Source organism: Marinospirillum sp., from assembly GCF_014859565.1.
Genome location: NZ_JACUUA010000022.1, coordinates 1 through 13,075, shown reverse-complemented (window position 1 = coordinate 13,075; position 13,075 = coordinate 1). Strand labels below are relative to the sequence as shown.

General features: G+C 51.8%; 12 protein-coding genes and 1 pseudogene. 8 read left to right on the top strand and 5 right to left on the bottom strand.

The window, feature by feature from the left end:
* Positions 1-5 precede the first annotated feature (5 nt).
* Together IBX50_RS05110 and IBX50_RS05105 are read right to left on the bottom strand one after the other, a co-directional pair.
* Positions 6-2,042, bottom strand: a complete 2,037-nt coding sequence (locus tag IBX50_RS05110) for an exonuclease domain-containing protein (protein ID WP_292253980.1) — start codon at positions 2,040-2,042, stop codon at positions 6-8.
* A 2-nt stretch (positions 2,043-2,044) separates the two neighbouring features.
* Positions 2,045-2,428 carry a response regulator gene (locus IBX50_RS05105; RefSeq protein WP_292253978.1) on the bottom strand — a complete coding sequence of 128 codons (384 nt, stop codon included), beginning with the start codon at positions 2,426-2,428 and terminating at the stop codon, positions 2,045-2,047.
* A 121-nt stretch (positions 2,429-2,549) separates the two neighbouring features.
* Here IBX50_RS05105 and IBX50_RS05100 point away from each other — a divergent pair, with 121 nt between their 5' ends.
* Complete coding sequence (locus IBX50_RS05100) at positions 2,550-3,500, top strand: calcium/sodium antiporter (protein ID WP_292253975.1); 951 nt, start codon at positions 2,550-2,552, stop codon at positions 3,498-3,500.
* 6 nt (positions 3,501-3,506) lie between these two features.
* Here IBX50_RS05100 and trkA read toward each other — a convergent pair whose 3' ends face one another.
* Positions 3,507-4,883 (bottom strand): Trk system potassium transporter TrkA, encoded by a 1,377-nt coding sequence (gene trkA / locus IBX50_RS05095; RefSeq protein WP_292253973.1) that lies wholly within the window; start codon positions 4,881-4,883, stop codon positions 3,507-3,509.
* A gap of 12 nt (positions 4,884-4,895) precedes the next feature.
* A complete protein-coding gene (locus IBX50_RS05090; protein WP_292253971.1) occupies positions 4,896-6,437 on the bottom strand; it encodes a TrkH family potassium uptake protein in 1,542 nt (513 codons plus the stop codon).
* A gap of 172 nt (positions 6,438-6,609) precedes the next feature.
* Here IBX50_RS05090 and IBX50_RS05085 point away from each other — a divergent pair, with 172 nt between their 5' ends.
* The 7 genes from IBX50_RS05085 (at position 6,610) to cysG (ending at position 12,106) form a co-directional block, all read left to right on the top strand.
* A complete protein-coding gene (locus tag IBX50_RS05085) occupies positions 6,610-7,023 on the top strand; it encodes a thioesterase family protein (protein WP_292253969.1) in 414 nt (137 codons plus the stop codon).
* Between the two features lie 117 nt (positions 7,024-7,140).
* Entirely contained in the window at positions 7,141-7,821 is a 681-nt protein-coding gene (gene queC / locus IBX50_RS05080; RefSeq protein ID WP_292253967.1) for a 7-cyano-7-deazaguanine synthase QueC, read from the top strand.
* A complete protein-coding gene (queE, locus tag IBX50_RS05075) occupies positions 7,821-8,486 on the top strand; it encodes a 7-carboxy-7-deazaguanine synthase (RefSeq protein WP_292253965.1) in 666 nt (221 codons plus the stop codon). Before queC ends, queE begins: the two co-directional genes overlap by 1 nt.
* On the top strand, positions 8,486-9,319 hold the full coding sequence (locus IBX50_RS05070) for a 6-carboxytetrahydropterin synthase (protein ID WP_292253963.1): 834 nt from the start codon (positions 8,486-8,488) through the stop codon (positions 9,317-9,319). Before queE ends, IBX50_RS05070 begins: the two co-directional genes overlap by 1 nt.
* 163 nt (positions 9,320-9,482) lie before the next feature.
* Positions 9,483-9,971, top strand: a complete 489-nt coding sequence (locus IBX50_RS05065; RefSeq protein ID WP_292253961.1) for a DUF934 domain-containing protein — start codon at positions 9,483-9,485, stop codon at positions 9,969-9,971.
* On the top strand, positions 9,961-10,704 hold the full coding sequence (locus IBX50_RS05060) for a phosphoadenylyl-sulfate reductase (protein WP_292253959.1): 744 nt from the start codon (positions 9,961-9,963) through the stop codon (positions 10,702-10,704). The genes IBX50_RS05065 and IBX50_RS05060 overlap by 11 nt, the downstream gene beginning before the upstream one ends.
* A 10-nt stretch (positions 10,705-10,714) precedes the next feature.
* Positions 10,715-12,106: a siroheme synthase CysG gene (gene cysG, locus IBX50_RS05055; RefSeq protein WP_292253958.1), complete on the top strand. Its 1,392-nt coding sequence runs from the start codon at positions 10,715-10,717 to the stop codon at positions 12,104-12,106.
* A gap of 26 nt (positions 12,107-12,132) precedes the next feature.
* On the opposite strand, the pseudogene IBX50_RS05050 reads toward cysG, so the two are convergent.
* Positions 12,133-12,948, bottom strand: a pseudogene (locus IBX50_RS05050) (HipA domain-containing protein).
* Between the last annotated feature and the right edge of the window lie 127 nt (positions 12,949-13,075).

Genomic DNA, 13,075 nt, shown 5'->3' with positions numbered 1-13,075 from the left:
CTGCTTCAGCGTTTATTGCGGCTTTCAACTTCTGCCTGCAACAAGAGTGCATCATCAAGGGTGGTGATGCCCCTGGCTTCCAGTCTTGGTAGTAGTGCCAACAGTAGTTCTGCGGTCACCCGTGCATCACCCAGGGCGGTATGGCGAGTACCTGGTGGAAAGGTCAGCTGAAAACGTTCGGCCAGCTCATCCAGTCCATGGCCTTCCATGTGAGTGTCCAGCCCGCGTGACAGCAGCAGGGTGTCCAGAACCGGCATCTCAAAGCCGATGCCCAGCTCGTTACCTTCCAGCGTGACGGCCAGCAGATCAAAGGCTGCATTGTGAGCCACCAGTACACCATTGCCCACAAATTCACGAAAACGGGGCAATATCACACTCATGGGTGGGCTGTGTTCAACATCGCTGTCGGTTAATCCATGAATTCGAGTGCTGGCCGGTGGAATCGGGCGACCAGGATTGACCTTTTGATCAAACACTTCCTGTGCCAGCAGGCGACCATTCACTATCCGGCAGCCGCCGATACTGATTACTCGGTCACCTTCGCGCAACTTAAGACCTGTGGTTTCGGTATCAAAAACCACCATTTCAAGCTGGTTGAGTGGCAGTTTTTTCAGCTCGCTGGTGGGTGGAGGTAAATCAGCAATACTGAAATCATGAAACTCAGGGCGTGCTTCAATGACTGGCAGAGGGGGATAAACTCTTTTGGCAGGTGGCAGTGGAATACGCAGACGCGCAAAACGTTTGTCGGAATCTTTCAGGCTCCACCAGTCACTGGAGTGGCGGCGTAAAATATCGCCTAGTCTGGGTGATAGGGTTTCATCCGCAATAGCCAGATCAGCCCAGCTTTGCAGATCTTTTAATTGCAGTGGCTCACCCTGCCAGATGAGATCCAGATAAACCCGGTTGTTGCCCAGCTGAATTTCGGTTTCAAAGTCTGTTTGTCCGGTGTGTGTATGCAGCAGGGTTAACAGGCGTTGTAAGAGCGCCAGTAAACTGGGGCTGTCGGCTCTTAGCCAGAGCGGAATGCCAATAGGCGTTAGTGTCAACCCATCTTGTTTCAGCCCGGGAGTTAGAGCCTGCCAGAGGTCATTAGACCAGGTATCACTCAACTGCCCTTGATCAAGGTGCAGGGTTTCCAGTAACTGAGCCAGTTCAGCAATCAGGCTGCCCATGGCCTGGCTGTCTTCGTGCATGGCGTTCTGCAGACGTTGACCCAGCTCTGGAGAGGTGCCACCACTGCTGAGTACCTCTCCGGCGGTGGCCAGATTGGCGGCATGTCCACGCAGTGCGGGTAACAGGCTGGATAGGGGCTTGCGCCAGCGTTGATCGGACTTCTGGCGCTCGGTGGCATCTTCAAGTGTTAATAAAGCCTCGCCCTGACTAGCAATAACACGGCGCAGGTCACAGAGATACCAGCGATTATGATGAGGCAGTAACAATTGTCGTGCACTGCCATCCTTTGGCAGGTGTTTAAGTGCATCCGTCAGGCTGGGTGCAGGTAATAACTCTTCCAGTCTGCGTCCTAGTCCTAGTGCCGGGTTTCCAGCAAACAGTTCTTCTGCTGCAGGGTTAAACAGCAGCAGTCGCTGGTGGCGGTCACATAACAGCAGTGGAATTTTTAATACCTGCAACAGGGCTTCCAGCTCTTGACGAATGCGAGCAGCGTCTTTGGCTCCTTGAATTCTGGCTTCACCTAGTTTGGCGCGATCCTGCCGCCAGCCAGTTCGCAGGCGTGTCAGGTCTGGATGCAGTGGTTGCAACCAGCCTTCGGGTGGGTAGTCCTGTTGGGCATCGGGATTGGCAGCAAGGCGTGCCATTTGCACCTGTAAGTGGCGCAGCGGGCGGAAAAGCCGGACTTCCAGCGGAATACCAATCAGCAGCAGCATAATGCCGCCGGAAAGCGATAGCAGCCAAAGCAGAATGCGCGTGCCGGTTTCCAGTTGCAACTGGCTGTCCAGCCAAAGGGCGCAAAACAGACCGGCAAAGAGAGTGATGCCGGTTAACAGCATCCAGATTCCCAGGAGTTTTTGACGTGGAGGCATGATTATTCTCCCTGGGAATCCTGCTCCTGCAGCAGCATTTTTACTTTTTCGACCAGTTGGCGGGTAGAAAAAGGCTTGGTGATATAGTCATCAGCACCCAGTGCCAATCCTTTCTCTCGCTCAACCTCGCGGCCATGCGCTGTGAGCATCACTATGGGTAGTTTCCTGAAGGCTTCCTGTGCACGCAGTGCTTCCAGAACCTCAAAACCACTGATACCGGGCAGGCTGATATCCAGCAGCAGCAAGTCAGGCGGAGTTTTGTCAACCAGTTCAAGAGCTGTTTCACCATCCTGAGCGGTAGAAACCTCAAAGCCTGCCTGTTGCATCAGAAATTCCAGTGACAGCACTATGTTCGGTTCATCATCAACAACCAGAACCCTAGCCATAGTTTAGCTCCTGTGTAAAAGTGCTTTTGTTTTAATTATCTGAGTCTAGTGGGTCTGTTATTTCCTGCAACCAGACCAAGGGTGTAATATGCCTGCGTTTTTAACTAATTAGAGTATTTTTGTGATCATTCATCTTGTTGCGGTGCTGGTGGGTCTGGTTTTGCTGGTCTGGAGTGCAGACCGTTTTGTGGTGGGTGCCTGTGTCACCGCTGAGCGGCTGGGTGTGCCGGTGCTGGTGATCGGGATGCTGTTGATGGGATTCGGTACTTCAGCACCGGAAATGCTGGTATCACTGCAGGCCTCACTGGATGGTAATCCGGGGTTGGCGGTGGGTAATGTGATTGGCTCCAACATCACCAACATTGCCTTGGTTCTCGGGCTTACGGCTTTGCTGAGTCCGATTGCGGTGGCCTCAGGTTTGATTCGTCGAGAGCTGCCTTTGCTGCTGGGTATCACTGTGATTGCAGTGCTGTTACTGCTGAATCTGCAACTGGTGGTCTGGAAAGGGGTGGTGTTGTTGTTCTTGCTGGTGGCTTTTATTACCTATAGCTACTGGTTAACCCGTCAGGGTAAAAGTGATGCCTTACTGGATGAGGTGAATGATGTCTTGCAACCCATGAGCAAAGGCAAGGCCTTGATGTGGATGCTGGTGGGACTGGTCTTGCTGGTGGTCAGTGCTCGACTGCTGGTATGGGGCGCTGTAGAGCTGGCCGTGGCTTTGGGTATTAGCGACATGGTCATTGGATTGACGCTGGTGGCGATAGGCACCAGTTTGCCGGAGCTGGCGGCCAGTATTGCCGCTGCTCGCCGCAATCAGGCAGATCTAGTGATTGGCAACGTGATCGGCTCGAATATTTTTAACCTGTTGGCGGTATTACCAATCCCCTTACTGCTCAGTAGTGGTGGCTTGGATCAGGCGCTGCTGCTGCGAGATTTGCCAGTTATGATGGGATTAACTCTTGTCCTGCTGGCTGTTTCTTTAGGTATAAAAAAGCAAGGCCGCATCAATCGTTACGAAGGTGCCGCCTTGTTGTTGTGCTTTGCCGGGTATCAGTGGTGGCTGTTCGGGTGATGTGGCTCAGATAAAAGTGATACCTACGGCAAACAGTTGCTCCACTTCCCGGATTTTTCGTTTGTCGACCAGGAACAGGATGACCTGGTCGCCAGACTGGATGATCAGGTTATCATGAGCAATCAACACCTCTTTGTCTCTCACCAGTGCACCAATGGTGACCCCTTCCGGTAGTTGTACGTCTTCAATAGCACGACCAACAATTTTGGAGCTTTTTTCATCACCGATGGCAACAGCTTCAATGGCTTCAGCAGCCCCGCGACGCAGTGAGTGAACGTTTTTTACCTGGCCGCGACGCACATGGGTCAGCAGGCTACCGATGGTGGCCAGCTGAGGTGAAAAAGCAATATCAACCTCGCCACCCTGTACCAGATCCACATAAGCCGCATTATTGATTAGCGTCATAACCTTGCCGGCACCCATGCGTTTCGCCAGCATGGATGACATGATATTGACCTCGTCATCGTTGGTGACCGCGCAGAAGATGTCCACATCCTCAATGCTTTCTTCTTGCAGCAGGTTTTTATCGGTGGCACTGCCGTGCAGTACTACAGTGCGTTCCAGCTTGTCTGCCAGCTCATTGCAGCGCTGGGGGCTGTATTCAATCAGTTTGACCTGGTACTCGTTCTGCAGGCTTTCCGCCAAGCGCTCACCAATGTTGCCACCACCAGCAATAATGATGCGCTTGTAGCTGTGATCAACCCGCCGCATCTCACTCATCACCGCTCGGATATCCTTGCGCGCAGCAATAAAAAACACTTCATCGCCTACCTGGATGATGGTGTCACCCTTGGGGATCAGTGCCTGATTCTGGCGGTAAATGGCGGCTACACGGGTATCCACATTGGGTATGTGTTTACGCAGGGCGGACAACTCCTGGCCAATCAAGGGACCGCCGTGGTGTGCCTTGACAGCCACCAGCTGCACCAGGCCATTGGAAAAATCCAGCACCTGCAAGGCACCGGGATATTCAATCAGACGACGGATATGATTGGTGACCACCTGTTCCGGGCTGATTAATACATCAATATCAAAGCCCCGTTCGGTACGAAACAAACCTTTACGAGACAGGTAAGCGGCAGAACGCACGCGTGCAATTTTGGTGGGGGTGTTGAATAACGCATGGGCGACCTGACAAGCCACCATGTTCACTTCATCCGAGTTGGTTACGGCAATCAACATGTCGGCATCTTCACAGCCAGCCCGACGCAGTACTGCTGGATAAGAAGCCTTGCCCTGAATAATACGAATATCCAGCTTGTTCTGCAGATCCCTTAGGCGGTTGGGATCACTATCCACCACCGTGATGTCGTTTTCTTCCCCTGCTAGATTTTCAGCCAGACTGCCGCCGACCTGACCCGCCCCGAGAATGATGATTTTCATCGAAAAAGCTCCTTAAGCCCGCCAGAAGGCACGGGTGAAGAGGATCATAAAGGTCACAATTTCCAAGCGACCGAGAATCATGCCAATACTCATCAGCCATTTTCCCATATCCGGCAGGCTGGAAAAATTGCCTGCTGGGCCGACCACGTCCCCCAGTCCTGGACCAACATTGGCAACAGCGGTAACAGCGGAAGTGAAGCTGGTAATAAAGTCCAGCCCCATGAATGAAAGTGCCAGTGCCAGAACCGCAATGGTGGCAAAAAAGAAAAAGGCAAAAGCCACCATCGAGCGGATAACATCATCAGGAACTGGACGACCATTGTAACGCTGTGAAAAAACACCGCGTGGATGCAGCAGGGTCATCATCTGGTTACGCATCAGCATCAGCGACAGTTGATGACGAAACACCTTAAAGCCACCACTGGTGGAGCCGGAGCAGCCACCGATAAACATCAGGTAAAGAAAAAAGATCACCGCAAAATTACCCCAGGCATTGTAATCGCTGGAGGCATAACCGGTGGTGCTAACCACGGAAACAATATTGAACGTGGCGTGAGTCAGGGCTTCAAACCAATTCCAGTTCTGCTGTGTCATCATATAGGTGGTCAGGATCAATACGGAACCCAGCAGTATTTTGGTCAGCGCTTGAACCTGGCTGTCTCTGAGCATCGGCATGGGTCGCCCCTGAATCATATGCACAAAGAGCACAAAGGGCAGAGCACCCAAGAACATAAAAAATATCGTAATCCAAAGTATAGAAGGGGTGTCAGCAAACTGACCCATGGAGGCATCGTAGTTGGCAAAACCACCGGTTGCGGAGGTGGTCATACCATGCACCAGTGCATCAAAGGCGTTCATACCCGCCAGCCAGTAGCTGAGTATACATAACAGGGTTAGTCCGACATAAACCTTGCCGATGGCCTTGGCAATGGTGCCGGAACGAGGCAGGGCTTTTTCTGACCAGTCAGAGGACTCCGATTGGAACAGCCGCATACCACCGACCTGCAGGAAGGGCAGGATAGCCATACCCATAACAATAATCCCGATACCGCCTAACCACTGCAGGATGGCGCGCCACAGTAGAATGCCGTGTGACATGGTATCTAGCCCGGACAGAACAGTGGAGCCAGTGGTGGTCAACCCAGATACAGTTTCAAACACAGCATCAGGAATCGACAGATGGGTGGAGCCGAACAGCAGCGGAAAAGCGGAAAAAAAGCTTAGTACTATCCAGCTGAGTGAGGTCAGCAGGAAAATTTGTCTGCCGCGCAGATTGAAAGGTGCCAGAGAACCGATCAGCACCATCAGTCCGCCACAGAAAAGCGTGAAGATCATTGACCAGAAGAAAACCAGAGTGTCTTCCTGCTGGCCTTCAAGTGACAGGAGTACGGTTGGAGCCAGTTTAAATAGTCCCAGCAACAGCAACAACATACCCAACAGTTTGATGATCGGTGCCGACCATTCAAACCATAAGCGCAAGGCAGAAACTTCCTGCCGACGGGTGGAGCGGTTGGGTGCTTCAGGTATGGTGTGTCGAGGTGTTACCTGCTGCATAAGCGTCCTTGAAAAAGGCATCTTGGAATTTGGCAGCAAGGATAACGCTGATGCAGCAAACTGGCTAGTCTCAGACACGTTAAACAAATGAATTGGAGTAAACGAACGTTTGAATGTGAAGTAAAATGCATTAGACTGCTGCATTAATACATCGCTTCCAGGAGCTATTTTTATGCAAACCCGCACACCCATTAAAATCCGTGGTTATCATCTGGATCTTTACGCACACGTCAACAATGCACGTTATCTGGAGTTTCTGGAGGAAGCCCGCTGGGATTTTCTGGAACAACAGGTGGATATTGCTTCTTTTACCGGCAGTAATCTCGGACTGGCGGTGGTGAATATCAATATCAATTACCGTCGTGGTGCGTATGTTAATGAAGAAATTGAAGTGGTGACCTCGTTGGCAAAAATTGGCAATAAAAGTGCCGTGATGCACCAGGATGTGGTGTTAAAAGGCACAGACACACTGGTGGCGGATGCAGATGTCACTTTTGTAGTGACCGATCAAAAGCTCCAAAAGGCGGTGGCGTTGGAAGGAGAGTTACGTACAGCGCTGGAGCAATGGCAGTCATCTGGCAAGTGACTGCTCCCCTAAGCTCGATTGCCCTGGGTTGTGAGGGGTGTTCAATTGAGATCGAGGCGAACAAGGGTTAAGATTTGCCCCCTATTTTGCAAAATCAACTAAGCAGGTTCTTTTCTGATGTTAACTCAGCAAGAAAAACCCAAGGCCGTTGTTATTTATTCAGGCGGCATGGACTCCTTCACCCTGCTTCATCAGGTGTTGCAAGCGGGATACGCCGTTTATCCGATTTCTTTTCATTATGGTCAGCGCCATGCCTGTGAGCTAAAGTCCGCAGCAGCGGTTTGTCAGTTGCTTGGTTTGCCGCATCAGCAGATCGACCTGCGCGCGATAACGCCTTTGATTGATGGTTCTGCCTTGACTGGTGAGCAGGAAGTGCCAAAGGGTGATTATGCTCCGGACAACCTTGCTGTGACCATTGTTCCTAATCGAAATATGATCCTGTTGTCTCTGGCAATCGGTTATGCGGTAAATATTGGTGCCGGCGAGTGCTTCTATGGAGCCCATTCAGGGGATCATGTGATCTACCCAGATTGTCGCCCAGAATTTGTAGAACAAATGGATCTGCTGGCGGGTTTGGGGAATTTAGAGCCGGTGCATGTTCGTGCGCCTTTTTTGCATAACAGCAAAGCCGAAATACTGCAAAAAGGCTTGGCAATGGGACTCGATTACAGTCAGACCTGGACCTGCTACCAGGGAGATGTATTGCCTTGTGGGCAATGCAGCGCATGCCGCGAGCGCCTGGGTGCTTTTGCAGCCTGTGGCGTGACTGATCCACTGACTTATCCTGCGGCAAGCTGATGGCTTACCAGATTAAAGAAGCCTTCTACTCTATACAGGGCGAAGGAGTGCAAGCGGGTCGTCCTGCAGTGTTTTGTCGATTTGTAGGATGCAACCTCTGGAGCGGTCGTGAGGAAGATCGCGCCACCGCAGCCTGCAATCTTTGTGATACAAATTTTTTGGGTACAGATGGTCAGCAGGGTGGACGTTTTGAAAATGCAGTACAGCTGGCTCAGCACCTTGCAGCGCTTTGGCCCTGGCCAGAAGCAGAAACAAAGCTCTCCCGCACAGCCCGACCTTATGTTGTTCTGACGGGGGGTGAACCTCTGTTGCAAGTGGATCAGCCTCTGATTCAGGCGCTCAAGCAAGCAGGGTTTGAGGTGGCAGTGGAAACTAATGGCACGCTGCCGGTGCCGACGGGCATTGACTGGATTTGTGTCAGCCCCAAGGGGCAGGCTCGATTACAGCAGCGGTCGGGTGATGAACTCAAGCTGGTCTATCCTCAAGCAGGTGTTGATCCCAATAGCTTTCTTGAGCTGGACTTTCAACATTTTGTTTTGCAGCCGCTGGATGGCACTCCTCAGAAAGAGGCTCAGGACTTTACACAGCAGACACTGGCTTTTTGTCTACGTCACCCATGCTGGAAAATGGGTATTCAACTTCACAAGTACTTGAGAATTGATTAATGAAGCTTTTTATTAATGCCCTGAGTCATCTGGATGTTTCCTTGTGGAGTCCTGTGCAGGGTCTGACGGGTGCCAGCTGGTGGGTAGATCTTGAGCTGGATGCTCCTCAGGGTGAAGATGGCATGATTCTGGATTTTGGCCGTGTTAAACCCTGGGTCAAACAGTTTCTGGATGGCGGTGCAGATCATACCCTGCTTTTACCTACACAGTCGGATGCACTGGAGATTATTGAGCTGGATAACCAGCGCTTAAGGGTTGTTAGTCAGTCCCCCTATACTCTGAATGTTGAAGGTCCTCGTGAGGCCTTCACCTTGTTGCCGATGGCATCAATTAGTGATGAAGCCTTAGCTCAATGGTTAACCGGGCAGTTGAATGAGCGGCTTCCTGTCCACAATGGCAAGGCTCTGTTGTATCTGCGTCAGGAAAATTTGGCGGGTGCAGCGGAAATTCACTACAGCCATGGTTTGCGCCTGCACGATGGCAATTGTCAGCGTATTGCTCACGGCCATCGTTCGAAGATCGAGGTTTTTTGTGACGGCAAGCCAGCCCCAGAAGCGGCAAGCGATCTGGCTAGCCAGTGGAACCATGCCTACCTTTATGATCAGGCTGATTTTTTGTACCAGCACGATGATCAGATCACCCTAGGTTATGCGGCTCCTCAGGGAGTGTTTCAACTAACCCTGCCGCAATCGGTGACCTGCAAGCTGCCCGGACCAACCACCGTTGAAAACCTCGCTGGTTTTTTGCTGAAGCAGATGCGGCAAAAGCACCCAGAGCACCAATGGCAAATCCGCATGTATGAAGGCATCAACAAAGGCGCGATTGCGGGTTGATGGGTAGGCCTGATCGCGCGCCGAGTCTTGATCTGCCTATTATTGCTTTTTGTAATATAAAAAGCTCTAGTTATTATTTTTTGATTTCTCTGCTGGGGTATAGACTGCGTGGATTATAAAAAGGCTTTTGCCTGATCCAGCCGCTGATTTGAGGAAGTGATCCATGCCCCTGATTAAAAACCGCCAGTTAAAATCCACCGATGCCTGGCAGTTTCTGCGATTCTCCGAAGAACAACCCGAATTGCCACCCCAGCCCTGGGGTGAGGCGGTGGTGCTGCCGGTTAACTTGCTGGCGGAGGTGGAGGGGCAAGCCATTCCACAACTGGGCGCACTGCTGACCACCGAGCAAGATCATGAACTGCTGTTGCCTTGGCTGGATCATCTGCAGCTGATTGCCATAGAGTTTCCGGTGTTCCGTGACGGTCGGGGTTTCAGTCAGGCGCGTTTGTTGCGTCGTGCCGGTTTTAAAGGTGAGTTGCGTGCGGTAGGTGCGGTGGCGCGGGATCGTCTGGCCTATCTGGAAAGTTGTGGTTTTGATGCTTTTGAGATCACTGTAGATCGTTTTAATCACAAGGATCTGCAGGCTTTTGATGAGGTTGAGGTGTCTTACCTGAATTTGCTGGCAAATCGGGAGGCTGTTGATGTCGCTTGACGCCTTTCTGGAACCAGATGCGGGTGATTTGCTGGATGGGGTGACGGATGCGGCCCTGAAACAAAAGCTGCTGGCTGTGGTTGAGCGACTGCAACAAGCGGCAGCTGAATATGGTGAAGGACTGACTTTTGCCAACAGCCTGGGTGCAGAAGATGCCCTGCTGACCGGCCTGATTGCTGAATACCAGCCAGACATTCAGCAGTTTGTGCTGGATACTGGGCGACTACCGGAAGAAACCCTGACACTGCTGGATCGGGTGCGGCAGAAATGGCCACAACTGCGTCTGCAAGCATATTACCCGGATGCAGCTGCGTTGCAGAGTTGGGTGACTGAACAGGGTGTGAATGCTTTTTACCGTTCTCAGGAATTGCGCAAGGCTTGTTGTGGTGTACGCAAACTGGAGCCTCTGAAGCGTGCACTGGCAGGTCGTGCTGCCTGGATCACTGGTTTGCGGCGTGAGCAGTCGGTGACTCGTGACCAGTTGCAATACAGTGAACGGGATGAAGCCAATGGCTTACAGAAAATCAGCCCCCTGTTTGACTGGAGTGAGGCTGAAGTCTGGGAAGCCATTCATGCGTTGAAGTTGCCTTATAACCGGCTGCACGATCAGGATTATCCCAGCATCGGTTGTGCACCTTGCACTCGTGCTGTTAATCCCGGTGATGATCCCCGCTCTGGGCGCTGGTGGTGGGAAAACCCTGAAACCCGTGAGTGCGGTTTGCACCAACGCTGAGGAAACTGATTTGGACTACCTGCCGCTGTTTTTTAATCTGCAAGATCGCCCGGTACTGTTGATTGGTGGTGGTGATGTGGGTTTGCGCAAGGCGCGTTTTTTGGTGCGAGCAGGGGCACGGGTACAATTGGTGTCGCGTAAAGTACACCCAGAGTTACAGCAGCTATTGGTCGAACATCCGGGGCAGCTGCTGGGCAGTGAATACCGAGTAGATCATCTGCAGGGTGTGGTGCTGGTGATTGCTGCCACCGATGATGAACAGCTTAACCGTCAGGTGCACAAGGACTGTGTGGCACAAAATCTGCCAGTGAATGTGGTCGACAATCCGGCACTGTGCACCTTTGTGTTTCCGGCCATTCTGGATCGATCCCCGCTGGTGATTGGTATTTCTTCTGGTGGTAAGGCACCGGTGCTGGCGCGTTTGCTACGGGCAAAACTGGAAAGCCTGATCCCAACCCGTTACAGCGATCTGGGGCAACTGGCTGGCCGTTTTAGGGATGCAGTTAAGCAGCGTTTTGGTGACATCAACCAGCGGCGTAAATTCTGGGAAAACACCTTTGAAGGCACAGTGGCCGAGCGGGTGTTTAACGGCCAGATGCAGGAAGCCGAAGCTCTGCTGCAACAGCAACTGGATCAGGCAGATACCCGCACACCGGTTGGAGAGGTGTATCTGGTGGGTGCCGGGCCGGGTGATCCAGAGCTTTTGACCTTTAAGGCGTTACGTCTGATGCAACAGGCTGATGTGGTGCTCTATGACCGGCTGGTATCACCGGAGGTACTGGATCTGTGCCGTCGCGATGCCGAGATGATTTATGTTGGCAAAAAGCGTGATAACCATGCTGTGCCTCAGCCAGATATCAACCGCTTGCTGGTGGAAAAAGCCCAGGCCGGGCATCGAGTAGTGCGCCTGAAGGGTGGTGATCCGTTTGTATTCGGGCGCGGTGGGGAAGAGCTGGAAGAACTCAAGGCCGCTGGTGTGCCTTTTCAGGTAGTGCCGGGCATCACTTCTGCCAATGCCTGTTCGGCTTATGCCGGTATTCCGCTGACCCATCGTAATTATGCCCAGTCGGTGAAACTGATTACCGGCCAGTTAAAAAACCGCACCAGTGATTTGAATTTTGCCGAAATGGTGCAACCCAACCAGACGCTGGTGTTTTACATGGGGCTGCATACACTGGAGTTAATTGTGGAAGGCTTGTTACAACATGGCAAACCGGCTGATACATTAATAGCGCTGGTCTCACAGGGCAGTACCCCGCAGCAGCGGGTGCTGACTGGCACCCTGGCTGATATTGTTGATAAACAGGCACTGGCCCAGCTGGAAGCACCAGCACTGATCATAGTCGGAGAGGTAGTAGCCTTGCAGCAACAACTGGCCTGGTTTAATACTGAGCAGGTTTAAAAACAGGGTTTTAAGGAACAGCTGGATTAAGAGCCAGTGATTCGAAAATCCGGCTGTAACTGTTTCCAGTGATCTTGCAGGCCTCTTTTATGGTCGTCGGCCATAGGGAGCTGTTGTAGTGCTTCTGGCCATAAAGTGCGGGCTTTGTCGAGCACATCCAGAAGGTGAGGTCTGATGGCCCGCCATGGAATACCAGACTTTTCAGCCCAATACTGAAACTCCTGCATGTTGATCCGATACCAGGCTTTTGTTTTGCCTAGGTTAAGAGCAAATTCCTGTTCATTTTGTATGTATGCTCGCGTGGTAACGATATCGTAGGCCGGTGACAGCTCGGGTGTGATTCTGTCCGGATAGACCAAGCTCCAGTTTTTCAGGTGAGCATCACCATTGGCTAACAACAGGTTAACCAGCAGGCGGCGAGCGAGCTGTTGCACGTCTTTTAAACCATCCTTTGAGTACTGGTAGAGGATTCTGGCAAGCTGCTGGTAGTTACCGCCTTGGTATTTTTCATGGGGATATTTTGCCAGTACCTGACCAAAATCCTCCATGTGGATATGTGTGCCCTAGTGACGATCAAACCGGCGTATTGCAAAGGCGTAATCTTCATTAGGCAGGTTGATTTGTGGTAACTGCTCAACCTGGTTCATTGTTATCAGTCGTATATCAGGAATATCAATACCCACAAGTTGTGCCAGCCGCATGGCGGTGTATTCGTTCAAGGGTACATGCTTGTGAGTTGTAAAGGGTGTTTTGATAATCCAGTCACCCAGTGCCCCGGTTTTTGCAATCTGATAGCGACCATCACGCTCTTGCATGGAGAATTTCATCTGCACACCAGCCAGCGAAAAGCGGTTTTGGGCATTTTGCAGTATTGCTTGATGGCACCCGTTTTGATGGTTGAATCCAGTACGTAGCTCGGGATAGCATCAGGTTCCAGCGGATTGGCGACCAGAGCACCCGGTAGATCCT